General features: G+C 68.0%; 18 protein-coding genes. 8 read left to right on the forward strand and 10 right to left on the reverse strand.

The features are described 5' to 3' along the window. The 6 genes from recG to ubiA form a co-directional block, all read left to right on the forward strand. On the forward strand, window positions 1–2208 hold a 2208-nt coding region (recG, locus tag G3O00_RS23655), incomplete at its 5' end, for an ATP-dependent DNA helicase RecG (protein ID WP_206144490.1). 125 nt (window positions 2209–2333) lie between these two features. Beyond that, complete coding sequence (locus G3O00_RS23660; protein ID WP_011351000.1) at window positions 2334–3293, forward strand: hydrogen peroxide-inducible genes activator; 960 nt, start codon at window positions 2334–2336, stop codon at window positions 3291–3293. Between the two features lie 394 nt (window positions 3294–3687). After that, window positions 3688–3816 (forward strand): hypothetical protein, encoded by a 129-nt coding sequence (locus tag G3O00_RS43955; RefSeq protein WP_277399302.1) that lies wholly within the window; start codon window positions 3688–3690, stop codon window positions 3814–3816. A 120-nt stretch (window positions 3817–3936) separates the two neighbouring features. Next, window positions 3937–6123: a catalase/peroxidase HPI gene (katG, locus tag G3O00_RS23665; RefSeq protein ID WP_174931001.1), complete on the forward strand. Its 2187-nt coding sequence runs from the start codon at window positions 3937–3939 to the stop codon at window positions 6121–6123. A gap of 102 nt (window positions 6124–6225) precedes the next feature. Then, window positions 6226–6366 carry a hypothetical protein gene (locus G3O00_RS23670; protein ID WP_174931002.1) on the forward strand — a complete coding sequence of 47 codons (141 nt, stop codon included), beginning with the start codon at window positions 6226–6228 and terminating at the stop codon, window positions 6364–6366. A 459-nt stretch (window positions 6367–6825) separates the two neighbouring features. Further along, entirely contained in the window at window positions 6826–7689 is an 864-nt protein-coding gene (ubiA, locus tag G3O00_RS23675; RefSeq protein ID WP_174931003.1) for a 4-hydroxybenzoate octaprenyltransferase, read from the forward strand. A gap of 139 nt (window positions 7690–7828) precedes the next feature. Here the strand turns inward: ubiA and proC are convergent, their stop codons facing one another. The 6 genes from proC to G3O00_RS23705 all read right to left on the reverse strand — a co-directional run bounded on the left by proC (window position 7829) and on the right by G3O00_RS23705 (window position 14975). Beyond that, complete coding sequence (gene proC / locus G3O00_RS23680; RefSeq protein ID WP_174931004.1) at window positions 7829–8641, reverse strand: pyrroline-5-carboxylate reductase; 813 nt, start codon at window positions 8639–8641, stop codon at window positions 7829–7831. A 51-nt stretch (window positions 8642–8692) separates the two neighbouring features. Then, entirely contained in the window at window positions 8693–9391 is a 699-nt protein-coding gene (locus tag G3O00_RS23685) for a YggS family pyridoxal phosphate-dependent enzyme (RefSeq protein ID WP_206144491.1), read from the reverse strand. Window positions 9392–9522: 131 nt separating this feature from the next. Beyond that, a complete protein-coding gene (glcF, locus tag G3O00_RS23690) occupies window positions 9523–10749 on the reverse strand; it encodes a glycolate oxidase subunit GlcF (RefSeq protein ID WP_011351005.1) in 1227 nt (408 codons plus the stop codon). A gap of 7 nt (window positions 10750–10756) precedes the next feature. After that, window positions 10757–11845, reverse strand: coding sequence for a glycolate oxidase subunit GlcE (gene glcE, locus G3O00_RS23695; RefSeq protein WP_089494126.1), 1089 nt, complete (start codon window positions 11843–11845; stop codon window positions 10757–10759). A 185-nt stretch (window positions 11846–12030) separates the two neighbouring features. Then, window positions 12031–13524, reverse strand: a complete 1494-nt coding sequence (locus G3O00_RS23700) for an FAD-linked oxidase C-terminal domain-containing protein (RefSeq protein WP_011351007.1) — start codon at window positions 13522–13524, stop codon at window positions 12031–12033. A gap of 41 nt (window positions 13525–13565) precedes the next feature. Beyond that, window positions 13566–14975, reverse strand: coding sequence for an FAD-linked oxidase C-terminal domain-containing protein (locus G3O00_RS23705; protein WP_174931006.1), 1410 nt, complete (start codon window positions 14973–14975; stop codon window positions 13566–13568). A 173-nt stretch (window positions 14976–15148) separates the two neighbouring features. On the opposite strand from G3O00_RS23705, the gene G3O00_RS23710 reads away from it, so the two are divergent. Both G3O00_RS23710 and hmpA read left to right on the forward strand, forming a co-directional pair. Next, window positions 15149–15700, forward strand: coding sequence for a cob(I)yrinic acid a,c-diamide adenosyltransferase (locus tag G3O00_RS23710; protein WP_039361370.1), 552 nt, complete (start codon window positions 15149–15151; stop codon window positions 15698–15700). 92 nt (window positions 15701–15792) lie between these two features. Continuing rightward, window positions 15793–17001 carry an NO-inducible flavohemoprotein gene (gene hmpA, locus G3O00_RS23715; RefSeq protein WP_206144492.1) on the forward strand — a complete coding sequence of 403 codons (1209 nt, stop codon included), beginning with the start codon at window positions 15793–15795 and terminating at the stop codon, window positions 16999–17001. A 76-nt stretch (window positions 17002–17077) separates the two neighbouring features. Here the strand turns inward: hmpA and aroG are convergent, their stop codons facing one another. The 4 genes from aroG to G3O00_RS23735 all read right to left on the reverse strand — a co-directional run bounded on the left by aroG (window position 17078) and on the right by G3O00_RS23735 (window position 25197). Beyond that, window positions 17078–18151: a 3-deoxy-7-phosphoheptulonate synthase AroG gene (gene aroG / locus G3O00_RS23720; RefSeq protein ID WP_206144493.1), complete on the reverse strand. Its 1074-nt coding sequence runs from the start codon at window positions 18149–18151 to the stop codon at window positions 17078–17080. A gap of 402 nt (window positions 18152–18553) precedes the next feature. Further along, window positions 18554–20020, reverse strand: coding sequence for a metalloprotease TldD (tldD, locus tag G3O00_RS23725; protein WP_011351014.1), 1467 nt, complete (start codon window positions 20018–20020; stop codon window positions 18554–18556). 86 nt (window positions 20021–20106) lie between these two features. Continuing rightward, entirely contained in the window at window positions 20107–20934 is an 828-nt protein-coding gene (locus tag G3O00_RS23730) for a carbon-nitrogen hydrolase family protein (RefSeq protein WP_174931008.1), read from the reverse strand. A gap of 63 nt (window positions 20935–20997) precedes the next feature. Beyond that, complete coding sequence (locus G3O00_RS23735; protein ID WP_206144494.1) at window positions 20998–25197, reverse strand: AsmA-like C-terminal region-containing protein; 4200 nt, start codon at window positions 25195–25197, stop codon at window positions 20998–21000. Between the last annotated feature and the right edge of the window lie 178 nt (window positions 25198–25375).

Raw genomic sequence — 25375 nt, forward strand, 5'->3', positions numbered from 1 at the left:
CGCCGCGCCGGCCCGAATCGTGGCGCCGACGGCAGGCTCGCGCAGCCGGCTGCCGCCGCGCCCGATGCCGATGCCGATGACGCCGCGAGCGACGCAGCAGGTGCGGCCGGCGCGAAGCGCAAGAAGAAGCCGGCTGCCGACAAACCGGTGAAGACCGTCGACAAGCTCGCGAAGCTCGGCCTCACGCGCTCGATCGATCTCGTGCTGCATCTGCCGATGCGTTACGAGGACGAAACCACGCTCACGCCGATCGGCGAGTTGCTGCCGGGCGGCATCGCGCAAGCCGAAGGCGTCGTGTTCGACAACGAGGTCGCTTACCGGCCGCGCCGCCAGCTGGTCGTGAAGATCCAGGACGACGACGGCGAGCACCTCGTGCTGCGCTTCCTGAATTTCTACGGCTCGCAGGTCAAGCAGATGGCCGTCGGCCAGCGCCTGCGCGTGCGCGGCGACGTGCGCGGCGGTTTCTTCGGGATGGAGATGGTGCATCCGGCGGTGCGCGTCGTCGAAGCCGATGCGCCGCTGCCGCAGGTGCTCACGCCCGTCTATCCGAGCACGGCCGGCGTGTCGCAGGCCTATCTGCGCAAGGCGATCGAGAACGCGGTCGAGCGCACGCCGCTGCCGGAGCTGCTGCCGCCCGAGATCCAGCGTGACTACCTGAAGCCGCTCGACGTGCCGACGCTCGAGCAGGCGGTGCGCATCCTGCACCACCCGCGTGTCGATTCCGACGAAGCCGCGCTGATGGACGGTTCGCATCCGGCGTGGACGCGCATCAAGTTCGAGGAACTGCTCGCGCAGCAGCTGTCGCTCAAGCGCGCACACGAGGAGCGCCGCACGCGTGCGGCACCTGCGATGCCGCGCCGCACCGCGACCGATGCCGATTCACTGACGACGCGGCTCTATGGTGCGCTGCCGTTCACGCTGACAGGCGCGCAGGCGAGGGTCGTCGACGAAATCGCAAATGACCTCACGCTCGCGCACCCGATGCAGCGCCTGCTGCAGGGCGACGTCGGCAGCGGCAAGACGGTTGTCGCAGCGCTGGCCGCCACGCAGGCGATCGACGCCGGCTACCAGGCTGCACTGATGGCGCCCACCGAAATCCTCGCGGAACAGCACGCGCGCAAGCTGCGCGCGTGGCTCGAGCCGCTCGGCGTCACGGTCGCGTGGCTTGCGGGCAGCCTGAAGGCGAAGGAGAAGCGCGCGGCGATCGAGGCGGCCGCGCTCGGCACCGCGCAGCTCGTGATCGGCACGCACGCGATCATCCAGGACACGGTCGAATTCGCGCGGCTCGGCCTCGTGATCGTCGACGAGCAGCACCGCTTCGGCGTCGAGCAGCGGCTCGCGCTGCGTGCGAAGGCCGCGAATGCAGCCAACGGCGCGCGCGACTTCCAGCCGCACCAGCTGATGATGTCGGCCACGCCGATTCCGCGCACGCTCGCGATGACGTATTACGCCGATCTCGAAGTCTCGACGATCGACGAGTTGCCGCCGGGCCGCACGCCCGTGCTGACACGCCTCGTCGGCGATGCGCGGCGCGAGGAGGTGATTGCCCGCGTGCGCGAGGCCGCGCTGACCGGGCGCCAGGTGTACTGGGTGTGCCCGCTGATCGAGGAGAGCGAGACGCTGCAGTTGCAGACGGCCGTCGAAACCTACGAGACGCTGGCCACCGCGCTCCCGGAGCTGAAGGTCGGGCTGGTGCACGGCCGGCTGTCGCCGGCCGACAAGGCGGCCGTGATGGAAGCGTTCACGCGCAACGACGTGCAGCTGCTCGTCGCGACGACCGTGATCGAGGTCGGCGTCGACGTGCCGAACGCGTCGCTGATGGTGATCGAGCACGCGGAGCGTTTCGGCCTCGCGCAGCTGCACCAGTTGCGCGGCCGGGTCGGGCGCGGCACCGCGGCGTCGGTGTGCGTGCTGCTGTACACGGGGCCGCTGTCGCTGACCGGCCGCGAGCGGCTGAAGACGATGCGCGAGACGACCGACGGCTTCGAGATCGCACGGCGCGACCTCGAGATCCGCGGCCCCGGCGAATTCCTCGGCGCCCGCCAGTCGGGCGCGGCGATGCTGCGCTTCGCGAACCTCGAGACCGACGGCTGGCTGATCGATCCGGCCCGCGACGCCGCGACGCGGCTGATTGCCGCGTATCCCGAGATCGTCACGCAGCATCTCGCACGCTGGCTCGGCGCGCGGGAGCAGTATCTGAAGGCCTGATCCGCGGGTCGGGGCCGGATTTAAAACCGCCGTTTGAAGCATTCCGATGCAGAGAAACTTGGCGAACCGGTGTCACAGGGTGTATAAATTAAACCTATCGCTTGTATATCTCTGATTGACCCACAATGACGCTGACTGAATTGAAATACATCGTCGCGGTCGCGCGCGAACGGCATTTCGGCCGCGCGGCCGAAGCATGCTTCGTGAGCCAGCCGACGCTGTCGGTGGCGATCAAGAAGCTCGAAGACGAGCTCAACGTGCAGATTTTCGAACGCGGCGCGAGCGAAGTGAGCGTGACGCCGATCGGTGATCAGATCGTCACGCAGGCGCAGCGCGTGCTCGAGCAGACCTTCGCGATCAAGGAGATCGCGAAGCAGGGCAAGGATCCGCTGGTCGGCCCGTTCCGCCTTGGCGTGATCTACACGATCGGGCCCTATCTGCTGCCGACGCTCGTCAAGCAGATGATCCAGCGCGTCCCGCAGATGCCGCTGATGCTGCAGGAAAACTACACGCTGAAGCTGCTCGAACTGCTGAAGCAGGGCGAGATCGACGCCGCGATCATGGCGCTGCCGTTTCCGGAAACCGGCCTGATGGTGCGCCCGCTGTACGACGAACCGTTCGTCGTTGCGTTGCCCGCCGGCCATCCGTGGGAGAAGCGCGAGGAAATCGACGCCGAGGATCTCAAGCAGGAAACCATGCTGCTGCTCGGCAACGGCCACTGCTTCCGCGATCACGTGCTCGGCGTGTGCCCGGAGCTGATGCGCTTCTCGCAGACCGCCGACGGCATCCAGAAGACCTTCGAGGGCTCGTCGCTCGAGACGATTCGCCACATGGTTGCAAGCGGCGTCGGCATCACCGTGCTGCCGCGCATGTCGGTCGCCGAGGTCGGCCCGCGCGCGAACGGCCCCGACGCCGAACTCCTGTCGTACGTGCCGTTCAACGAGCCGGTGCCCGACCGCCGCGTGGTGCTCGTGTGGCGCAAGAGCTTCACGCGGATGCCCGCGATCGACGCGATCAGCGACGCGATTGCCGCGTGCGAACTGCCGGGCGTCGCGAAGCTCGACATGCCGGCGACGATGAACTGAGCCCGCAGCAGCATGCGCGTGTGGCAGCACGATGGACGGGGTCTTGCGACCCCGTTTATTTTTCTCTATCGCATAGATGAAATTAATCAAATTCAAATAAACGATAGTCGAATATAGAATCTTCTACATGGATCGGCGTCGTGTCGACGACGGGTCAGCATGTTGAATGCAAGCGCCAAAGGAGGATGTCATGATGCGGTCGGTATTGCAGCACGCGCAGCGGAACATCCCGTCGCGCGACGCGGTCGTACATCGCGCCAGGGCGGCGGTTCGCAGCCTGCGTCCGATTGCGTTCGCGTACCTGGCGGACCGTGTGTATGGTGGCTGAACGCCGCCGCGCGCCGGTTCAGTGTTCCCCCGATTCACCTGCCGTCAAGCCATGAGGGAGCATCGCATGTCTGAAAGCTGGAATACCGCCCGCAGCGCCGGCACGACGCCTGCCGGCAGCCGGTTCCCCGAGCGCCCCGCCTGCGGCACATCGCAGCGGGCGCGCACGCCACAGGTCTCGCACGACATCCCGTAGTACGACAGGAGGACCAACCTGTTCCGTTTCCCATCCCCGCAATGACACTCCACCCACCGCACCCGGCATGCCGCCGGAGCGAACGAGTGGAGTCATACGAGCAAGCCAAGGAGAAATCGCATGTCGAACGAAACGAAGTGCCCGTTCAACCACACCGCTGGTGGCGGCACGACGAACAAGGACTGGTGGCCGAATCAGCTTAACCTGAACATCCTGCACCGGCATTCGGCGCTGTCCGATCCGATGGACAAGGATTTCGACTACGCCGAAGCGTTCAAGAAGCTGGACCTTGCGGCGGTGAAGAAGGACCTGCACGCGCTGATGACGGCGTCGCAGGACTGGTGGCCGGCCGACTTCGGCCACTACGGCGGCCTGTTCGTCCGCATGGCCTGGCACAGCGCCGGCACGTACCGCACGGCCGACGGCCGCGGCGGCGCGGGCGGCGGGCAGCAGCGCTTCGCGCCGCTCAACAGCTGGCCGGACAACGTAAGCCTCGACAAGGCGCGCCGGCTGCTGTGGCCGATCAAGCAGAAGTACGGCCGCAACATCTCGTGGGCCGACCTGCTGATCCTGACCGGCAACGTCGCGCTCGAATCGATGGGCTTCAAGACTTTCGGCTATGCCGGCGGCCGCGTCGATACGTGGGAACCGGACGACGTGTACTGGGGCTCGGAAAAGATCTGGCTGGAACTGAGCGGTGGCCCGAACAGCCGCTACTCGGGCAAGCGCGATCTCGAAAGCCCGCTCGCCGCGGTGCAGATGGGCCTCATCTACGTGAATCCGGAAGGCCCGGACGGCAACCCTGACCCGGTCGCCGCCGCGCATGACATCCGCGAGACGTTCGCGCGCATGGCGATGAACGACGAAGAGACGGTCGCGCTGATCGCGGGCGGCCACACGTTCGGCAAGACGCACGGCGCCGGTCCGGCCTCGAACGTCGGCGCCGAGCCGGAAGCCGCGGGTCTCGAAGAGCAGGGGCTTGGCTGGAAGAGCACGTTCGGCACGGGCAAGGGCAAGGATGCCATCACGAGCGGCCTCGAAGTCACGTGGACGTCGACGCCGACGCAGTGGAGCAACGACTTCTTCAAGCACCTGTTCAGCTACGAATGGGAGCTCACGAAGAGCCCGGCCGGCGCGCACCAGTGGGTCGCGAAGGACGCCGGCGACGTGATTCCGGACGCATTCGACGCATCGAAGAAGCATCGCCCGACGATGCTGACGACCGACCTGTCGCTGCGTTTCGATCCGGCCTACGAGAAGATTTCGCGCCGCTTCTACGAGAACCCGGCCGAGTTCGCCGACGCGTTCGCACGTGCCTGGTTCAAGCTCACGCACCGCGACATGGGCCCGCGTGCCCGCTATCTGGGCCCGGACGTGCCGGCCGAGCATCTGCTGTGGCAGGACCCGATTCCGGCCGTCGACCACAAGCTGATCGACGACGCCGACGTCGCGGCGCTGAAAGCGAAGGTGCTCGCATCGGGCCTGTCGGTGTCGCAGCTCGTGTCGACCGCATGGGCGTCGGCTGCGACGTTCCGCGGTTCGGACAAGCGCGGTGGCGCGAACGGTGCGCGTATCCGCCTGGCGCCGCAGAAGGACTGGGAAGTGAACCGTCCGGCTGAACTGGCGAAGGTGCTCGCAACGCTCGAAGGCGTGCAGAAGGCGTTCAACGACGCGCAGACGGGCGGCAAGAAGGTGTCGCTCGCCGACCTGATCGTGCTGGCCGGTGCGGCCGGCGTCGAGCAGGCAGCGAAGAACGCGGGCGTCGCGGTGACGGTGCCGTTCGCACCGGGCCGTGCGGATGCAACGCAGGAAGAGACCGATATCGAAGCGATGGCCGTGCTCGAGCCGGTCGCGGATGGTTTCCGCAACTTCCTGAAGCACGCGTACCAGACGCCGGCCGAGGCGCTGCTGGTCGACAAGGCGCAACTGCTGACGCTGACCGCGCCCGAGATGACGGCGCTCGTCGGTGGCCTGCGCGTGCTGGGTGCGAACGCCGGCGATGCGAAGCAGGGCGTGTTCACCGACCGTCCGGAAGCGCTGACGAACGACTTCTTCGTGAACCTGCTGGATATGGGCACGGAATGGAAGCCGGTGTCGGCCGCGAACGACGTGTTCGAAGGGCGCGATCGTGCGACGGGCCAGGTCAAGTGGACGGGCTCGCGCGTCGACCTGATCTTCGGCTCGCATGCGCAGCTGCGTGCGCTGGCCGAGGTGTACGGCAGCGCGGATGCGAAGGAGAAGTTCGCGCACGACTTCGTCGCGGCCTGGAACAAGGTGATGAACCTCGACCGCTTCGACCTCGCGTAAGCATCGCCGTGCAGTAGGGCAGTGAGGCAGTAACGGGAAACGGCCGGTCGCCCGACCGGCCGTTTCTTCCAGACCCTGAGTTTCGTTGAAGGAGTGACGATCATGACGCAAATGATGCTGAACATGCGCGCCGTACTGGCGTCGCCGGCCGAGATCGCGCGGTACGTAGTCGGATTCGCGATCGTCATCGGCGGTGCGGCCGAACTGGCGTCGCAGGCGGTGCACGCAATCGCGGCTGCCTGAGCGCGGCGTTTCACGCGCCACGTATCGTGGCGAGCCGTGCGTGCGGGTAGTGCGGTAACTGCGGTATCTGTAGGCAGGTAGTCCGATTCGCTTTCATTGCCCTGGCTCATTGAATAAGGAGTCCGGAACATGTCCGTGAAGACTCACGCGGCCCGGATCAATATCGGCATCAGTGACAAGGCCCGCAAGAACATCGCGGAAGGCTGGCCGAAGCCTGCGCATGCCGACTCCGGCCCTGATTGATCCACACGCATCGGGCCGCGCCCACACCGATCCGCCAGACGGATCCGCGCGTGTGTCGGCTCTGTCCCTTGATTGGTGCGATTCGCGGCTCGGCCAGGTGCGGCGGGCGCTGGCAGCGCGCCGGCGTTCGGCTGCTACCGCCCGCGAGCCGCGCCCACATGACGCGAAGCACCGCTCGGCTCTAAAATGCCGGGGTTATCTTCCCGGTGCTTTGCCATGCTTGCCCGCTTTCCCCTGTATCTGCGGCTCGTCCGGATGGACAAGCCGATCGGCAGCCTGCTGCTGCTGTGGCCGACGCTCAACGCGCTGTGGATTGCGTCCGACGGCCACCCGCGCTGGCCGCTGCTCGTGATCTTCTCGCTCGGCACGCTGCTGATGCGTTCGGCCGGCTGCGCGATGAACGATTACGCCGACCGCGATTTCGACCGCCACGTGAAGCGCACGGCCGACCGGCCGCTGACGTCGGGCAAGATTCGCGCGTGGGAAGCCATCGCGATCGCGGTCGGGCTCGCATTCATCTCGTTCCTGCTGATCCTGCCGCTCAACACGCTGACGAAGCAGCTGTCCGTCGTCGCGCTGTTCGTCGCGGGCTCGTATCCGTTCATGAAGCGCTTCTTCGCGATTCCGCAGGCGTATCTCGGCATCGCGTTCGGCTTCGGCATCCCGATGGCGTTCGCGGCCGTGCAGGACACGGTACCGACGATCGCGTGGGTGATGCTGATCGCGAACATTTTCTGGTCGGTCGCGTACGACACCGAATACGCGATGGTCGATCGCGACGACGACATCAAGATCGGCATCCGCACGTCCGCGCTGACGTTCGGCCGCTTCGACGTCGCGGCCGTCATGCTGTGCTATGCGGTGACGCTCGGTATCTACGTATGGATCGGCGTGACGCTCGGTTTCGGCCTCGCGTACTGGGCCGGCTGGGCGGCGGCGGTCGGCTGCGCGCTGTATCACTACACACTGATCAAGGACCGCGAGCGGATGCCGTGTTTCGCGGCATTCCGGCACAACAACTGGCTCGGTGGCGTGCTGTTCGCGGGGATTGCCGCGCATTACCTGCTGGCTGGGAGCTGAGCGTCCCGATCTGTCCGCCGGCGTCATGTCGTGCGGATCGCGGCAACAAAAAAGCGGCCTGGGCCGCTTTTTTGTTGGTCGAGCAAGGCAAAGGGGGCGGCCCGTGCGGCGCAACCGGGCCGGCACCGCCCCGGCGCGCTTACGCGCGGCCGAGCTCGTCGCCCATTTCCTTCGCGCGTGCCTCGGCTGCAAGCGCGCCGCGCACGATCGCATCCTTCACGCCTTGTGCGTCGAACGACGCGAGCGCGGCGGCTGTCGTGCCGCCCTTCGACGTCACGCGTTCGCGCAGCACGCTCGCTGGCTCGCCCGATTGCGCGGCGAGTTGCGCGGCGCCGGTGAACGTCGCGACCGCGAGCGCGCGCCCCTGTTCGTCGTTCATGCCGAGCTGGCGCGCGGCTTCCTGCAGCGCTTCGATGAAATAGAACACGTAGGCCGGGCCGCTGCCCGAGATCGCGGTGACCGCGTCGAGCTTCGACTCGTCGTCGAACCACACGATCTCGCCGACCGCGCCGAGCACGTTCGATGCGAGTTCGCGGCCCGCCGCGTCGACGCCCGGCAGCGCGGCGAGGCCCGTCACACCCATGCCGACGAGCGCGGGCGTGTTCGGCATCGTGCGCACGATGCGGTCGTAGCCGCCGAGCCAGCGCGCGAGGTCCGTGCCGCGAATGCCGGCCGCGATGCTGATCACGAGCTGCGACTTCAGGTGCGGCGCGAGCGCCTGCGCGACGTCCTTCAGCACCTGCGGCTTCACCGCGAGCACGACCGCGTCGTAGTCGGCGAGCGTCGCGTCGATGGCTGCGCCGGTGCGCACGCCGAACTGCTGGGCGGCGCGCGCGCGCACCTCTTCGTTGACGTCGATGGCATACAGGCCGTCAGCGGCGACGCCGCGCTTGATCAGGCCGCCGATCAGGGCCGCGGCCATGTTGCCGCCGCCGATGAATGCGATTTTCATGATGTCCGAATGAGCGAGTGAGTGAACGGTAGGGCGTAAGGGGTGCGGCGTTCAGTGCGAGTAATCGCGCGCGCCGAAGATCGCGGTGCCGACGCGCACGATCGTCGCGCCTTCGAGCACGGCCGCGTCGAGATCGGCGGACATGCCCATCGACAACGTGTCGAGCGGCAGGCCGTCGGCGCGCAACGTGTCGAACAGCGCGCGCAGCGCACGATGCGGTGTGCGTTGCGCTTCGGTGTCGCCGGCCGGTTCGGGAATCGCCATCAGGCCGCGCAGCCGCAGCGACGGCAGCGCGGCGACCGCGCGTGCAACCTCGGCCACGTCCGCCGGTGCAACGCCGCTCTTCGACGCCTCGCCGCTGATGTTCACCTGCACGCACACATTGAGCGGCGGCAGGTGCGCGGGGCGCTGTTCCGACAGGCGCTGCGCGATCTTCAACCGGTCGACCGAGTGGACCCAGTCGAAGCGCTCTGCAACCGGGCGCGTCTTGTTCGATTGCAGCGGCCCGATGAAATGCCATTCGAGGTCCGCGCGCAGGTCGGCGAGCGCATCGATCTTGTCGATCGATTCCTGCACGTAGTTTTCGCCGAATGCACGCTGCCCGGCCGCATGCGCGGCGCGCACATCGTCGGCGGGAAACGTTTTGGACACGGCGAGCAGCGACACGGTGGCGGGATCGCGGCCGGCCGCACGGGCGGCGTCGGCGATGCGCTGATGAACGGATTCGAGACGGGCGGCGAGATCGGACATGACGGGCACGAAAGCAGGCACGGAAGCAGGCATGGTGTGGATGCGCCGCGGCACGCGACGCATCGATCCGCTCATTATACGGACGCCGTGCGCGAGGCCCAGCACCCGCCCGTCATTCGCATGAGCGGGCCCTAGCCGTACAGCAGATGTTCGACGAGCTGGATCCAGTGGGCGACCGGAATCTGGGTGCCGCTCTGCAGGTGCGCGATGCAGCCGACGTTGCCGGAGACGATCATCTGCGGTTCGAGCGCCTGCAGCTTCAGCAGCTTCTGCTTGCGCAACCGGTACGACAGCGACGGCTGCGTCAGCGAATAGGTGCCGGCCGACCCGCAGCACAGATGGCTGTCGGCCGGCAGCCGCACGTCGATGCCGAGCGTCTCGAGCAGGCGTTCGACCTTGCCGCGCGACTGCTGGCCGTGCTGCAGCGTGCACGGCGGGTGGTACGCGACCGTATGGATCGCGCGGCGCCGCGCGAGCGTCGCGAGCTCCGCCTCGAACGCGAGCAGCACGTCGGAGATGTCGCGCGTGAGCGACACGATGCGCTGCGCCTTCTCCGCATAGGCCGGGTCGTCGCGCAGCAGGTGCGCGTATTCGAGCACCGTCGCGCCGCAGCCCGACGCGTTCATCACGATCGCCTCGACGCCCTGTTCGACATGGGGCCACCACGCGTCGATGTTGCGGCGCGCGTCGTCGAGCGCTTCGTCGTGATAGTTCAGGTGCAGGCGGATCGCGCCGCAGCAGCCTGCATCGGGCGAGACGACCGTCTCGATGCCGAGCGCGTCCAGCACGCGCGCGGTCGCGATGTTGATGTTCGGCAGCATCGACGGCTGCACGCAGCCGCCGAGCATCAGCATCTTGCGCGTATGCGTGAGGTGCGGCCATTCGAGCAGCCGCGTGCGCGGCGGCACCTTGTCGCGCAGGCGCTTCGGCAGCAGCGGCCGCACGTGCTGGCCGAGCCGCATCACCGGCGAGAACAGCGCCTCGTTCGGCACGAGGCTCGCGAGCAGGCGGCGCACGAGACGCTGCTGCACCGGGCGCTGCACCTGCGCCTCGACGTGCTTGCGGCCGATCTCGACGAGCCGGCCGTACTGGACGCCGGACGGGCAGGTCGTCTCGCAGCTGCGGCACGTGAGGCAGCGGTCGAGGTGCTGCTGCGTGCTGCGCGTGACGGGCGCGCCTTCGACCATCTGTTTGATCAGGTAGATACGGCCGCGCGGGCCGTCGAGTTCGTCGCCGAGCAACTGGTAGGTCGGGCAGGTTGCGGTACAGAACCCGCAATGCACGCACTTGCGCAATATCGCGTCGGCTTCGTCGCCGTCGGGCGTATTGCGGATGAAATCGGCGAGGTTCGTTTGCATCGAGCCCTCAGAGATCGGGGTAGAGCCGGCCGCGGTTGAAGATGCGCGCGGGATCGAACGCGGCCTTCAGCCCGCGGTGGATTTTCATCATCGGGGCGGGGAGCGGTGTGAACACGCCCGCGCTGCGGTCGTACGCGTCGCCCGCGCGGAACAGCGTCGCGTGGCCGCCGGCCTGCTTCGCGCTCATTCGCACGGTCTGCGCGTCGGCGTCAGTGATCCACCAGCGCTGCGCGCCACCCCATTCCATCAGCTGGGTGCCGGGCAGGTGCATCGGTTCGGTGATCGACGGCAGCGCGAGGCGCCACAGCGCATAGCCGGGCGGGATGCCGTTGAAGAACGGGTCGGTATGCTCGCGCAGACCGGCCCAGAAGCGTTCGGCCTCGACCGCGTCGACGACTTCGCCGCCGAGCAGCGTCTTCGCGGATTTCACGGCCGCTTCGGCACCCGACAGGCGCAGCACGAGCGTGCCGTTGCGCCACCCGCTCGCGCTGACGGGCAGCGGATGACCACCCCATTCGTTGAGCTTGCGCACAGCGTCGGTCGCGGTCATCTCGAACTTCAGCGTGACTTCGGCGACGGGCATCGGCAGGACCTTGATCGACAGGTCGAGCATCAGCCCGAGCGTGCCGAGCGCGCCGGCCATCAGGCGCGACACGTCGTATCCCGCGACGTTCTTCACGACCTGACCGCCGAAACGCAGCATTTCGCCGCGGCCGTTCATCAACGTGACACCGAGCACGAAATCGCGCGGTGCGCCGCAGGTGGCACGCCGCGGGCCCGCGAGGCCGGCCGCGACGCAGCCGCCGACGGTGGCCGAGCGGCCGAAGTGCGGCGGCTCGAACGGCAGCATCTGGCCGCACTCGGCGAGGACGGTTTCAAGCTGCGCGAGCGGCGTGCCCGCGCGGACCGTGACGACGAGTTCGGCCGGGTCGTACGACACGACGCCCTGAAACGCGCGTGTGTCGAGTATTTCGCCCTCGAGCGCCTGGCCGTACCAGTCCTTGGTGCCGCCGCCGCGAATCCGCAACGGCCGGCCGTCGGCACTGGCGGCGCGGATGCGCTCGGCCCATCCGGCGACGATGTCGTCCTCTTCCATGTTCTGTTGCTGCCTCGACTTGTTGTTCGGTCGATTGTACCGGGGTGGCGCGATTCCACATCGCGACTATCCCTAAGCCCGGTATTGCAGGCCGCATGCCTGAGCCTTCGCGCGAACGGGCCACTCGGGCGCGGCCGTCCACCGCGACCCGGCTGCCGGCACGGGCCGCGTACCGCGCGCGACGCTCAGAAACGCGGCAGGTCGGGGTGCGGCAGCAGCCCGCCGCGCACGTGCTGGCGCCCGTACTCGGCGCAGCGCGCACGGGTCGGGATGCCTTTGTCCGGGTTCAGCAGCCCCGCCGGATCGAACGCGCGCTTGACCGCGAAGAACGCATCGCGCTCCTGCGGCGAGAACTGTACGCACATCGAATTGAGCTTCTCGATGCCGACGCCGTGCTCGCCCGTCACGCTGCCGCCGAATTCCACGCAGCATTCGAGGATTTCCGCGCCGAACTGCTCGGCGCGGTGCAGTTCGTCCGGATCGTTCGCGTTGTACAGGATCAGTGGATGCATGTTGCCGTCGCCCGCGTGGAACACGTTGATGCAGCGCAGCCCGTAGCGCGTTTCGAGCTGTTCGATGCGCGCGAGCAGCGGGCCGATCGCGCGGCGCGGCACGGTGCCGTCCATGCAGTAGTAGTCGGCGGAAATCCGGCCGGCGGCCGGGAACGCATTCTTGCGGCCCGACCAGAAGCGCAGCCGCTCGTGTTCGTTGCGCGATACCTGGATGCGCGTCGCGCCATGCTCGCGCAGCACGGCCGTCATCCGCACGATCTCTTCCGCGACTTCTTCCGGCGTACCGTCCGATTCGCACAGCAGGATCGCTTTCGCCTCGAGGTCGTAGCCTGCGTGCGTGAACGCCTCGACGGCCTGCGTGGCCGGCTTGTCCATCATTTCGAGCCCGGCCGGGATGATCCCCGACGCGATGATCGCCGCGACGGCCTCGCCGCCCTTGACGACGTCGTCGAAGCTCGCCATCACGAGCTGGGCCGTTTGCGGTTTCGGGATCAGTTTCACCGTGACCTCGGTGACGATTGCGAACATCCCTTCGCTGCCGATCATCACGGCGAGCAGGTCGAGGCCCGGCATGTCGAGCGCGAGCGAGCCGAATTCGACGATCTCGCCGTCGATCGTCACCGCGCGCACGCGCATCACGTTGTGCACGGTCAGCCCGTATTTCAGGCAGTGGACGCCGCCGGAATTTTCCGCGACGTTGCCGCCGATCGTGCACGCGATCTGCGACGACGGATCGGGCGCGTAATACAGGCCGTACGGCGCGGCGGCTTCCGAGATCGCGAGGTTGCGCACGCCGGGCTGCACGGTCGCCGTGCGCGCGTAAGGATCGACTTCGACGATGCGCGTGAAGCGCGCCAGCGACAGCACGACGCCGAGCGCGATCGGCAACGCACCGCCCGACAGGCTCGTGCCCGCGCCGCGCGGCACGATCGGCACTTCCATGCGACGGCAGATCTGCACGATCCGCTGTACCTGCGATTCCGTTTCGGGCAGCGCCACCGCGAGCGGCAGGCGGCGGTACGCGGACAGGCCGTCGCATTCGTACGGCGCCGTGTCTTCGTCGCGGTACAGCAGGCAGTGCGTCGGCAGCACGGCCATCAGCGCCTGCACGACTTCACGCTGGCGCTGCGCGCGTGCCGCGCTCGACAGTTCGACGGGAGCGTTCATTGGGTCTCCTGCAGCAGGCGGCGCGGCGTCGCGCCGCCGTGTCAGCACGTGAAAATCTTGCCCGGATTCATCAGGTTGCGCGGATCGAGCGCGAGCTTGATCGCACGCATCGTATCGATCGCGTTGTCGCCGTGCTCCTTCGGCAGGAAGCGCATCTTGTGCAGCCCGACGCCGTGCTCGCCCGTGCAGGTGCCGCCGAGGCGCAGCGCGCGCTCGACGATCCGGTCGTTGATGTGCTCGGCTTCGGCGATTTCTTCCGGCTTGTCGGGGTCGATCAGGATCGCGACGTGGAAATTGCCGTCGCCGACGTGGCCGACGATCGGGCAGGGCAGCGACGACGCGCGCAGGTCGACTTCGGTTTCCTCGACGCACGCGGCGAGCTGCGAGATCGGCACGCATACGTCGGTCGTCACCGCGCGGCAACCGGGTTTCAACTGCAGCATCGCGAAATACGCGTTGTGGCGGGCGGCCCAGAGCCGGCTGCGGTCTTCGGGGCGGGTCGCCCATTCGAAGCCCTGGCCGTTGTTCTGGCCGGCGAGCGCCTGCACGAGTTCGGCCTGTTCCTTCACGCCGGCCTCGGTGCCGTGGAATTCGAAGAACAGCGTCGGCGCTTCGGTCAGCGTCAGGTTCGAATGGCGGTTGATCGAGCGCACCGCGAGCGCATCGACGAATTCGACGCGCGCGATCGGCACGCCGATCTGGATCGTCTCGATCACGGTGCGCACCGCGTCGCCCATCGACGGGAACGTGCAGATCGCGGCGGATACGGCTTCGGGCAGCGGATGCAGGCGCAGCGTGATCTCCGTGATCACGCCGAGCGTGCCTTCGGAGCCGACGAACAGTCGCGTGAGGTCGTAGCCGGCCGACGACTTGCGGGCGCGCGAGCCGGTTTTCACCACGCGGCCGTCGGCGAGCACGGCGGTCAGGCCGAGCACGTTCTCGCGCATCGTGCCGTAGCGCACGGCGTTGGTGCCCGATGCGCGCGTTGCGGTCATCCCGCCGATGCTCGCGTCGGCACCCGGGTCGATCGGGAAGAACAGGCCGGTGTCGCGCAATGCTTCGTTGAGCGCCTTGCGCGTGATGCCCGGCTCGACTGTCACGGTCAGGTCTTCGGCGTTGATCGACAGCACGCGGTTCATTTCCGACAGGTCGAGCGAGACGCCGCCGTGCACCGCGAGCAGGTGGCCTTCGAGCGACGAGCCGGCGCCGTACGGGATCAGCGGGACGCTGTACAGCGAGCATAGCGACACGACTTCGCGCACGTCGTCCGCGCTGTGTGCGAACACGACGGCGTCGGGCAGTTGCGGGTCGAACGGCGATTCGTCGCGGCCATGGTGGGCGCGGACGGCTTCAGCAGTCGACACGCGCTCGCCGAAGGCGGCGCGCAGCGCATCGAGCATGGCGGGGGGAAGGGGGCGGCGCGTGGCGGCCGGCTGGGCAGGGTGATTCACGTACGTCTCCTTGTCGATCCCGGTGAGCGCGTTGGCGCCGGCCCGGCTCCCGTGCTGCAGGGTTTCGGCCCATTCTACGCTGTAACGCCCGCTGCGCCCGCCTCCGCGGGCTGCGATAATCGCGGTCGAACACAACCGGGCCGCGTCGCGGCCGCGCACGAGAGGACATTCGCATGGGCAACCGCTTGAGCAAGATCGCCACGCGCACGGGCGACGATGGCACCACCGGACTCGGCGACGGCCGGCGCATCGGCAAGGACGACACGCGGATCGCCGCGATCGGCGACGTCGACGAACTGAACTCGAACCTCGGCGTGCTGCTCGCCGAAACGTTGCCGGACGAGATCCGTACGGCACTCGTGACGATCCAGCACGACCTGTTCGATCTCGGCGGCGAATTGTGCATTCCCGGCCATACCGTGCTCGACGACACGCATCTCGCGCGTCTCGACCGGTGGCTCGCCGACTACAACGCGACGCTGCCGCCGCTGAAGGAATTCATCCTGCCGGCCGGCTCGCGCGCGGCGTCGCTCGCGCACGTGTGCCGAACCGTGTGCCGCCGCGCGGAGCGCTCGATCGTCGCGCTCGGGCGCACCGAGACGCTCAACGATGCGCCGCGGCGCTACGTGAACCGGCTGTCGGACCTGCTGTTCGTGCTGGCGCGCGTGCTGAACCGCACCGACGGCGGCTCGGACGTGCTGTGGGAGCGCGGCCGGGTCCGCTGACGTTTTGCCCCTTTGCCGCACTGCGACAATTTGCCCGAGGGGCGTCCATTTTTAAAGATGTATCGTATGTGCATGTTTAACGGAGAACGAACATGACCCACATCACCGCTGACCAGATGGCTCGCGTGAAGGCCACTGCCCCTGTCCTCGCCGTGCACGGCGCGACGATCACGAAGCACTTCTACCAGCGCATGTTCGCGCGCCATCCGGAACTGAAGAACCTGTTCAACCAGACGCACCAGAAGACGGGCAGCCAGCCGGAAACGCTCGCGAAGGCCGTCTACGCGTATGCGGCGAACATCGACAACCTCGGCGCGCTGGGCGGCGCCGTGACCAAGATCGCGCACAAGCACGCGAGCCTGAACATCCGGCCCGAGCATTACCCGATCGTCGGCGAGAACCTGCTCGCGTCGATCGTCGAAGTGCTGGGCGACGCGGTCGATGCAGAAACGCTCGAGGCCTGGCGCGTCGCGTACGGCCAGCTCGCGCAGATCCTGATCGGCGTCGAGGCCGACCTGTACGCGGGCGCCGCGTGGAGCGGGTTCCGCCCGTTCAAGGTCGAGCGCAAGGTGCGCGAAAGCGACGAGATCACGTCGTTCTACCTGACGCCGGCCGACAGCGGCGCGGCACCGACGTTCGAGCCCGGCCAGTACATCACGGTGAAGCGCTTCGTCGGCGACCTCGGCGTCGACCAGCCGCGCCAGTACAGCCTGTCCGACGCGCCGCACGGCAAGTGGCTGCGCATCTCGGTGAAGCGTGAAGCCGGCAAGCCGGAAGTCATTCCGGCCGGCAAGGTGTCGACGCTGATGCACGACGGCGTGGAGGAGGGGGCGATCGTCGAGGTGACCGCGCCGATGGGCGAATTCTCGCTGAAGCGTGGCGTCGAGACGCCGGTGGTGCTGATCTCCGGCGGTGTCGGCATCACGCCGATGATGTCGATGGCGTCGACGTTGATCGCCGAGGGCAGCCAGCGCGAAGTGCGGTTCGTCCATGCCTGCCGCTCGGGCGCGGTGCACGCGTTCCGCGACTGGCTGAACGATACGGTGCGCGACCATGCGAACGTCAAGCGCACGGTGCTGTACGAACTGGTCGGCCCGAACGATCGCGCCGGCATCGACTACGACCTGGAAGGGCGCCTCACGCCAGAACGCGTGCAGCAATACGCGCTGGTGCCGGATGCCGATTACTACATCTGCGGCCCGATCGGGTTCATGAAGGCGCAGCGTGACGCGCTCGTCGCACTCGGCGTCGCGCCGGAACGCGTGAACACCGAAATCTTCGGTTCGGGCGCGCTCGAGTGATGCACGGGAGGATTGCCTCCGGCCAATGAAAAAGCCCGGCGCCAGCCGGGCTTTTTTGCTTTGGCAGACGAGGCGATCAGTTGCCGCTGCCGCGCGTGACGCGGCGCGCCTTCACCGATTCCGCGAGGCCTTCGAGCACCTTCACGCTGTCGTCCCATGCGATGCACGCATCGGTGATGCTCTGGCCGTAGGTCAGCTCGCAGCCTTCCTTCAGGTCCTGGCGCCCCTCGACGAGATGCGATTCGATCATCACGCCGACGATGCGGGCGTCGCCGGCCGCGATCTGGCGGCCGATGTCGGCACAGACGGGGATCTGGTTCTCGTGCTTCTTCGAGCTGTTCGCGTGGCTCGCGTCGATCATCAGGCGGGCGGCGAGGCCGGCCTTGCCGATGTCCGCGCACGCGGCGTTCACGCTGTCCGCGTCGTAGTTCGGTGCCTTGCCGCCGCGCAGGATCACGTGGCAGTCCTCGTTGCCGGCCGTCGACACGATCGCCGAATGGCCGCCCTTCGTCACCGACAGGAAATGGTGCGGCTGCGATGCGGCCTTGATCGCGTCGACCGCGATCTTCACGTTGCCGTCGGTGCCGTTCTTGAAGCCGACCGGGCACGACAGCCCCGACGCGAGCTCGCGGTGCACCTGCGATTCCGTCGTGCGCGCGCCGATCGCGCCCCACGCGATCAGGTCGGCGATGTACTGCGGGCTGATCATGTCGAGGTATTCGGTCGCGGCCGGCAGGCCCATCTCGTTGATCTGCAGCAGCAGCTCGCGCGCGGTGCGCAGCCCCTCGTTGATCTTGAAGCTGTTGTCGAGGTGCGGATCGTTGATGAGGCCCTTCCAGCCAACCGTCGTGCGCGGCTTCTCGAAGTACACGCGCATCACGATTTCCAGTTCGCCCTTGAGGCGCTCGCGCTCCTTCACCAGCCGGCCCGCGTACTCGATCGCCGCCTTCGTGTCATGGATCGAGCACGGCCCGACCACGACGATCAGCCGGTCGTCCATCCCGTGCAGGATGCGGTGCATCGACTGGCGCGAGTTGTAGATCAGCTCGGACGCGGCTTCGGAGCACGCGAATTCGCGGATCAGGTGGGCGGGCGGCGTCAGTTCCTTGAGTTCGCGAATGCGGACGTCGTCGGTGTTGTGCGGGGGCATGCTGTTTCTCCTTGGTTCCGGGCGCCGTTCGGTCAGTGCGAGTGGGCGTGCGGCAGATTCATCAATTCAAGCGATTCAGTGGTTTCGGTCGAGGCCGCGGGACCGCAGCGGCGGCGACCGGGTGGCGAAGGGCGAAAAAAAACCGCCGGGTTCGCCGGCGGTTTTTTCGGGAATTTCGGTTGCGCTTTACGCGCCATCAACCCTCTCGATCCGCCAGCGGTCTGAGATACCAAAAAAAGTAAAAGTAAAACTTGGCGGACATGACGGAGATTCGGTTCGTCAAAAAAGTTGATTCGGAATTTATACCCCGTCGCCGGGCGGCTGGCAACCGGGAAACGTCGAAAATGCGGACATTCCGCGCGTTTTCTCCAAAATGCGCGGAATGTCTGCGCCGCGATGCGGTTATGCCGTACCGCCGACCGTCATCCTGTCGATCCGCAGGGTCGGCTGGCCGACGCCGACCGGCACGCTCTGGCCTTCCTTGCCACACACGCCGACGCCCGAGTCGAGCGACATGTCGTTGCCGATCATGCTCACGTCCTTCAGCGATTCGGGGCCGCTGCCGATCAGCGTCGCGCCCTTCACCGGGTAGGTGACCTTGCCGTTCTCGATCATGTACGCCTCGGACGCCGAGAACACGAACTTGCCGTTCGTGATGTCGACCTGGCCGCCGCCGAAGTTCACCGCGTACAGGCCGTTCTTCACCGACGCGATGATTTCCTGCGGATCCTTGTCGCCGTTCAGCATGTACGTGTTGGTCATGCGCGGCATCGGCAGTGCCGCGTACGACTCGCGGCGCGCGTTGCCCGTGACCGGCATCTTCATCAGGCGCGCGTTCAGCGTGTCCTGGATGTAGCCCTTCAGGATGCCGTCCTCGATCAGCGTCGTGCACTGCGTCGGGTTGCCTTCGTCGTCGATGTTCAGCGAGCCGCGGCGGTTCGGCAGCGTGCCGTCGTCGACGACGGTTACGCCCTTCGCGGCGACCCGCTCACCGATCCGGCCCGCGAATGCCGACGAGCCCTTGCGGTTGAAGTCGCCCTCGAGGCCGTGGCCGATCGCTTCGTGCAGCAGCACGCCAGGCCAGCCCGGCCCGAGCACGACCGTCATCGCGCCGGCCGGCGCGGGGCGGGCGTCGAGGTTGACGAGCGCCGCATGCACGGCGTCGTCGACGTAGCGCGACAGCACGTCGTCGGTGAAGTAGCCATAGTCGAAGCGGCCACCGCCGCCGCCGGAGCCGATCTCGCGACGGCCGTTCTGCTCGGCGATCACCGTGACCGACACGCGCACGAGCGGGCGGATGTCTGCCGCGAGCGCGCCGTCGCTGCGTGCGACCAGCACGACGTCGTATTCGCCGGCGAGGCCTGCCATCACCTGCGTGATGCGCGGGTCGCGGCCGCGTGCCATCTGCTCGATGCGCTCGAGCAGCTTGACCTTGGCCGTCGCGTCGAGCGACGCGAGCGGATCGGACGGCAGGTACAGGTCGCGGCCCGAGATGCCTTTCAGCGACGTCGCCGCCTTGATCTTCTGGCGGCCGCCGCCGGCTGCCGCGATCGCCTTGGTGGCTGCAGCGGCTTGCGCGATCGCTTCCGGCGACAGGTCGTCGGAATACGCGAACGCGGTGCGGTCGCCCGCGACCGCGCGCACGCCGACGCCCTGGTCGATGCTGAAGCTGCCCGATTTGACGATGCCTTCCTCGAGGCTCCACGCTTCGCTGCGGGTCGCCTGGAAGTACAGGTCCGCGTAGTCGACGCGATGCGTGAAGATGTCGGCGATCGTGCGCGTGAGCAGGCTTTCGTCGAGGCCGTACGGCGTGAGCAGGATGTCCTTCGCCAGCGCGAGGTTGCGGATGCCGGGTTCGATGATGTTCATGCGGATATCGGGGTTTCTCAAAAAGTTGTCGGGTGCTTCTGGGCAGATGGGTTGGCCGCGCGGCGTTTCAAGCGGCGCGGCCGGAATCAGGTGAGCACGCGGTGCCGCCACGCGGGCAGGCTCTGGCGCACGTCGACGATGCGCTGCGGATCGATCGCGCCGAGCACGACGCTGGCGCCCACGTCGCGGACCGCGACGATCTCGCCCCACGGGTCGATCAGCATGCTGTGGCCCCAGGTGCGCCGGCCGTTCTCGTGCTTGCCGCCTTGCGCGGCCGCGAGCACGTAGCACTGGTTCTCGACTGCCCGCGCGCGCAACAGCGTTTCCCAGTGCGCGCGGCCCGTCGTATACGTAAACGCCGACGGGACGACGATCAGCGCGCAGTCGCCCAGCCTGCGATACAGCTCCGGAAAGCGGAGATCGTAACAGACCGACAGGCCGACCCGCCCGAACGGCGCGTCGAACGCGACGACCGTATCGCCCGCGCGGATCGTGCGCGCCTCGTCGAACGACTCGTCGCCTTTCTCGAAGTTGAACAGGTGGATCTTGTCGTAGCGCGCGGCTTCGTTGCCGGACGGATCGAACACGAGCGTCGTGTTGAGCACGCGATCGGGCTCCGGCGCCTTCAAAGGCAGCGTGCCGCCGATCACCCAGATGCCGTGGCGACGCGCGGCGTCCGCGAGGAAGTGCTGGATCGGGCCGTCCTGGTACGGTTCGGCGAGCGCGAGCTTGTCGGTGTCGCGGTGGCCCATGAAGCAGAAATACTCGGGCAGCAGCACGAGCTGCGCGCCTTCGCCGGCGGCTTCCGCGATCAGGCGGCGGGCTTCGGCGAGATTGCGCGCGACGTCCGGCGTGCTCACCATCTGCAGCGCGGCGACCTGGAAGGGCGTGGCGGAACGGGTGTGGTCGGTCATCGCAGGATCGGTTGCGTCATAAATGGGGTGCGGCCCGGCACCGTGCGCGGTTCGGCGTGTGGCTCAATGGTTCGCCGCATCGGCCGGACCGTGATTCATCTTACCCTGATCGCCCCGCACCCGCTCGATGTGCGGGTGCGCCCACGAGCCGGTGATCGCGTAGTCGAGCGCGAACGCGCGCGACAGCGTCTCCGACAGCGCGTAGTTCGCGGCCAGTACGCCGACGCCGAGCAGCGGGTTGATGATGGCCGCCCCGATCGCGGCGGCACCCGCGCTGATTTTCGGCGCGACGTGCGCGTGCAGGTCCTGCGTCTCGGTGCCGAGATCGACCGCACCGCGCACGGTGACGTTCGCGGGCCCCGTCATCATCGAGAAGTCGTCGGTGCGGGCGATTCCGTTCGAGATCTGGCCGGTGCCGGTGATCTTGTCGAACGGCAGCCCCTTGCCGATCACGTCGCGGAAATTCAGCGTCAGGAAGCGCGCGAGGCTCTGCAGGCTCAGCACGCCGAGCAGCTTTGCCGCGCCCGGATCGACCTTCAGGATCTGGCCGTGTTCGAGATCGAGCGCGATCTGACCGCCGAGCGACGGGAAGTCGAGCGCGGTCGGGCCGCCGCGCCAGCCGACCTTGCCGGTAACCGAGCCATGGCCGTCCGCCAGCGTGCGCGGCAGGCCGACGCGGTCGAGCAGTGCGCCCGCGTTGCCGATGTCGAGCTTGAAGTCGAACACGGTGCGGCGCGGTGCGTCGTTCTCGTCGGTGCCGCGGGCGAGCGCGCGGCGCGACGTGCGCCAGTTGCCGGTCGCCGTCAGCTTCGCGTCCGGGTTCGACAGCTCCAGCTTGCCGAGTTGCCAGACCGGCGTGCCGGCTTCGTCGATATTGCGCGCGTTGACGACGAGGCGGCCGATGTCGTGGTTGCGCGCGACGACCTGGTCGACGATCAGGTCGATCGACGGCATCGGGCGGTCGGTCGGCGTCGGCAGGTTCATCGCGCGGCCGACGAGATCGTGCTGCGCGCTGTCCGGGATCACGAGCTTCGCGAGCCGCGCGTTCAGCACGCCCGCGCCGTTGTGGCCGCCGCCGGGCGCCCACGACAGGTAGCCCGACACCTGGTTCGATGCGATGTTCGCCTGCCACAGCTCGTCGATGTGCGACGCGCCGACGATCACGTTTTCCCAGTTGCGCTTGAGCAGCTTCAGCGTGCCGAAATGGAACGCGAAGCGCTTCGGCGCGAAACTGGCGAAATCGACGCGCGGCGCGGCCTGCGGTTCCGGTGCGCGCGGCGTCTCGGACTTCAGCGTATGGGCAAGCGCGAGCCACGCATCGGCGTCCAGTTCGTTGACGTCGACGGCCGCGCTCACGCCGTCCTGCGGCATGTCGGGCATCCGGTGGATGCCCATCGCGCCGCGCACCGCGCGCAGCGGCTGGCCGCGCGTTGCGTCGAGCAGGTAGGTCGCGGACACGGGGCCGAGCGTCAGGTCGGCGTGCTCGAGGCGCTTGCCGTCCTCCTGCGGCGCCGGCTGCAGCGTGAAGCTGAACGGCATCGGCGTGCCGGCCGCCTTCGCGAACGGCGCGGGGAAATTCAGCGCGACGCCGGTCAGGTCGGAATGCGCGCTGATGTCGGGCAGGCGGCCCGGCGCGCCGCGCACGGCGACCTTGTATGGTGCGTCGCCGACCACGTGCTCGAGCAGTGCGGCGGCCGGGCCGTGCAGGTTCAGGCCGCGCGCGGCGTCGAGCGCGAGCCGGCCGTCGACGTCCACCGTGTACGGCCCGTGCGACTGGAAGTTGCCGTTCGCGCGCACCGGGCCGCCGAGGAAGCGCCCCGACAGGTCGTGCAGCGACGCGCCGGCCTCGGTGAACCGGACACTGCCGCGCAGTGCGGAGAGCGGCGGCACGCCGTTGGTCGTCAGCGTGTTGCCGCCGAACGCGAGCGCGCCTTCGATGTGCGTATGCGGATGCGCGACGTGCTGCGGAATCGTGATCTTGAGCGCAAGCGACGCGGCCCCCTGCGCATCGATCCGCTGGCCGATATGCCCGCTCATCGTACCGAGCGAGCTGTTGTCCGCGTAGTCGATCAGGTCGGCCAGCGGGCCCTGCGCATGGCCGTCGATGATGAGCGGCGAGTGGGTCGGATTGCCGAGATCGTCGATGCGGCCCGCGACCTTCGTCAGCGCGACGCGCTTGTAGTGCGCGCGGTGGATGTCGAAACGCAGCTTGTTCTGCGCGAGTTCGAACACGCCGTCGATCCCGTCGAGCGCCGGCCAGACGCTCGGCGTGCCGTTCGCGAGCTTGCGCGGCGGGTACGGCGTCGGTTCGAAGCGGCCGCCGGTGAACGGCGCGACGATGTGGAACACGCCGGCGTCCGGCTCGTGTTCGAACGGGAATTTCTCGAGCGGGCCGCGGGCGACGATCGACGCGCCCTTGGTCACCTGGCCGTCCTGCAGCGCGTGGCCGAGATAGTCGCGCAGGTGTTCGGACATCCCGGTCGGCAGGTAGCGCGGAATGCGGGCCACCGACGCCCGGGCGAAATCGGCGCGCAGGTCGAGCGAGCCGCGCCCGTGGCCGGGGTTCGTGTACGAGCCGGACACCGCGATTTCGGCGTCGGGGTTCGAGACGAGCAGGTCGGGCAGCGATACGTCGACGCGCGCGTGCTTGTCGCCGGGCTCGGGAGTGATCGTCCATTTCACATTGCCGCGCAGCCGGTCGAACGTCAGGCGCGGCTCGTCGAATTCGCCGGGCACCGTGACGGCTGCATTGACCGTGTCGAAATGTGCGGAGCCGCCCGTCTCGTTCGCATCGACACGGCCCCACAGGTTCTCGACGCCCGGCCAGCCGGCCCGCGGGTGACCGCGCGGCGAGAGCCCGGGAGGCGGTTCCTGCGCGGCGAAGCTGATGCCTTGCAGATCGCCGAGGAAGCGATATCGAACGATCGGCGCGGCGCCCGTGCGCCGCTCCTCGTCGGCGAGTTCGGCGTGCGCGGGTTTCGCGCGCTCGACCTCGATCTGATAGTTCGACACCATCCCGCGCGGGTCGATCTTGATCAGCTCGTTGCGCAGGCGCGCCGGCAGCGGCAGCCCGCGGATGAACTCGCTGAGGATGCCGAGATCGACGCGGTCGCCCACGACGCTCAACAACTGCCCCTGGTTCGCGGTCGGCACGCGGTAGCGGGCCGTCAGCGTCGACAGCGCGAGCGAGCGGGCAAGCGGCGTGCCGTCCGGCAGCGGCGGCTGGCCGAGCTCCGCGTTGAAGCGCGTCAGGTGCAGCGTGTAGTCGTGGCCGGCGTCGAGCTGCATGTCCCAGCCGAAGCCGACCGTCGGCACGTCGAGCCGCGGCTGCGTCGGGCGCACGCGCAGCGCGACGTCCGCGCCCTGCAGGTCGCCGCCCGCCGAGTGCAGGTGGCCGTCGCTGAAAGTGGCCCAGATCGCGTTGTCGATCCGGCCCGCGTGGATCGTGAGCGGCACGTCGAGGTAGCGCGCCAGCGTCTGCAGGTCGACCGGGCCCGTCGACAGGTACGCGTCGCCCGCCCAGTTCGACGGCTTGCCAATCGGCGCGAGCGGCTTGTGCCTGAAGCGTGCGCGGAAATCGAGCGGCCCGAGCAGCAGCGTGCCGTTGGCAGGCGCCTGCAGCGCGGCCTTGTGCACGCGGCCGTTGTTGAGCACCGCGAGCCGGATGCCCGACAGCACGAGCTCCGGCGCGTCATGTTGCGCGTCGCGCCAGCGCAGCGTGCCGCCGCGCAGCACGATCGCTTCCTGCTTCAGCAGCCACGTGCCGAACGTGTCGTTGCCGCCGTGGGTGGTCGCCACGCCGACGCCCGCGATGCTCAGCGAACCGTCGGCCGCACGCGCGACGACGAGGTCGGGCTGGTCGACGATCAGGCTCGACAGCGCGGGCGACAGCCGCAGCAGCGACATCCACGACAGCGCGGCCGTCGCATGCGGCACCGACAGCGCGACCTTGCCATCATGGCCGCGGATCGTCAGGTTCGTGAGTTCGACGCCCGGCTGCATGCCGGACCAGTTCGGGGAAAGCTTGCCGATCGAAAGCTGCGCGTGGAGCTTGTCGGACACCGCGCGCTCGATGCGCGGGCGGAATTCGTCGATGCGGGGCAGCAGGACGTAGCGCAGCCCGAGGAACGCGCCGGACGCGACGAAGTAGGTGCCGATCCCGACTGCCAGCGTCACCCTGAACACGCGACGCAAGACCGGATGATCGTGCTTCGGAGGTCCCGCTTCGGGCGCAGCTACGGCGGATTCCTGACGGTCGGACATGCGGCGGACGGGCGGCGATATGGTAGTTTTGCAGACTGACGTTGAAATGTATCACACGGGTTCGTGCCGGCGGCCGTTGCGGCAGCGCGGCACGGGCTTTCCGGCGCGCGGTTTCGCGACGGGCGCACCCGCCCCGCGATGCCGCGCCGAGTCTACAGGGCCGGTCGGGAGCGGGGCG

The organism is Burkholderia sp. Ac-20384 (assembly GCF_017104605.1).
Lineage (GTDB): Bacteria > Pseudomonadota > Gammaproteobacteria > Burkholderiales > Burkholderiaceae > Burkholderia > Burkholderia lata.

Coding starts and splice junctions, on each gene's coding strand:
- G3O00_RS23660 (WP_011351000.1), top strand. CDS start 2,334: ATGACGCTGACTGAATTGAAATACATCGTCGCGGTCGCGCGCGAACGG.
- G3O00_RS43955 (WP_277399302.1), top strand. CDS start 3,688: ATGTCTGAAAGCTGGAATACCGCCCGCAGCGCCGGCACGACGCCTGCC.
- katG (WP_174931001.1), top strand. CDS start 3,937: ATGTCGAACGAAACGAAGTGCCCGTTCAACCACACCGCTGGTGGCGGC.
- G3O00_RS23670 (WP_174931002.1), top strand. CDS start 6,226: ATGACGCAAATGATGCTGAACATGCGCGCCGTACTGGCGTCGCCGGCC.
- ubiA (WP_174931003.1), top strand. CDS start 6,826: ATGCTTGCCCGCTTTCCCCTGTATCTGCGGCTCGTCCGGATGGACAAG.
- proC (WP_174931004.1), bottom strand. CDS start 8,641: ATGAAAATCGCATTCATCGGCGGCGGCAACATGGCCGCGGCCCTGATC.
- G3O00_RS23685 (WP_206144491.1), bottom strand. CDS start 9,391: ATGTCCGATCTCGCCGCCCGTCTCGAATCCGTTCATCAGCGCATCGCC.
- glcF (WP_011351005.1), bottom strand. CDS start 10,749: ATGCAAACGAACCTCGCCGATTTCATCCGCAATACGCCCGACGGCGAC.
- glcE (WP_089494126.1), bottom strand. CDS start 11,845: ATGGAAGAGGACGACATCGTCGCCGGATGGGCCGAGCGCATCCGCGCC.
- G3O00_RS23700 (WP_011351007.1), bottom strand. CDS start 13,524: ATGAACGCTCCCGTCGAACTGTCGAGCGCGGCACGCGCGCAGCGCCAG.
- G3O00_RS23710 (WP_039361370.1), top strand. CDS start 15,149: ATGGGCAACCGCTTGAGCAAGATCGCCACGCGCACGGGCGACGATGGC.
- hmpA (WP_206144492.1), top strand. CDS start 15,793: ATGACCCACATCACCGCTGACCAGATGGCTCGCGTGAAGGCCACTGCC.
- aroG (WP_206144493.1), bottom strand. CDS start 18,151: ATGCCCCCGCACAACACCGACGACGTCCGCATTCGCGAACTCAAGGAA.
- tldD (WP_011351014.1), bottom strand. CDS start 20,020: ATGAACATCATCGAACCCGGCATCCGCAACCTCGCGCTGGCGAAGGAC.
- G3O00_RS23730 (WP_174931008.1), bottom strand. CDS start 20,934: ATGACCGACCACACCCGTTCCGCCACGCCCTTCCAGGTCGCCGCGCTG.
- G3O00_RS23735 (WP_206144494.1), bottom strand. CDS start 25,197: ATGTCCGACCGTCAGGAATCCGCCGTAGCTGCGCCCGAAGCGGGACCT.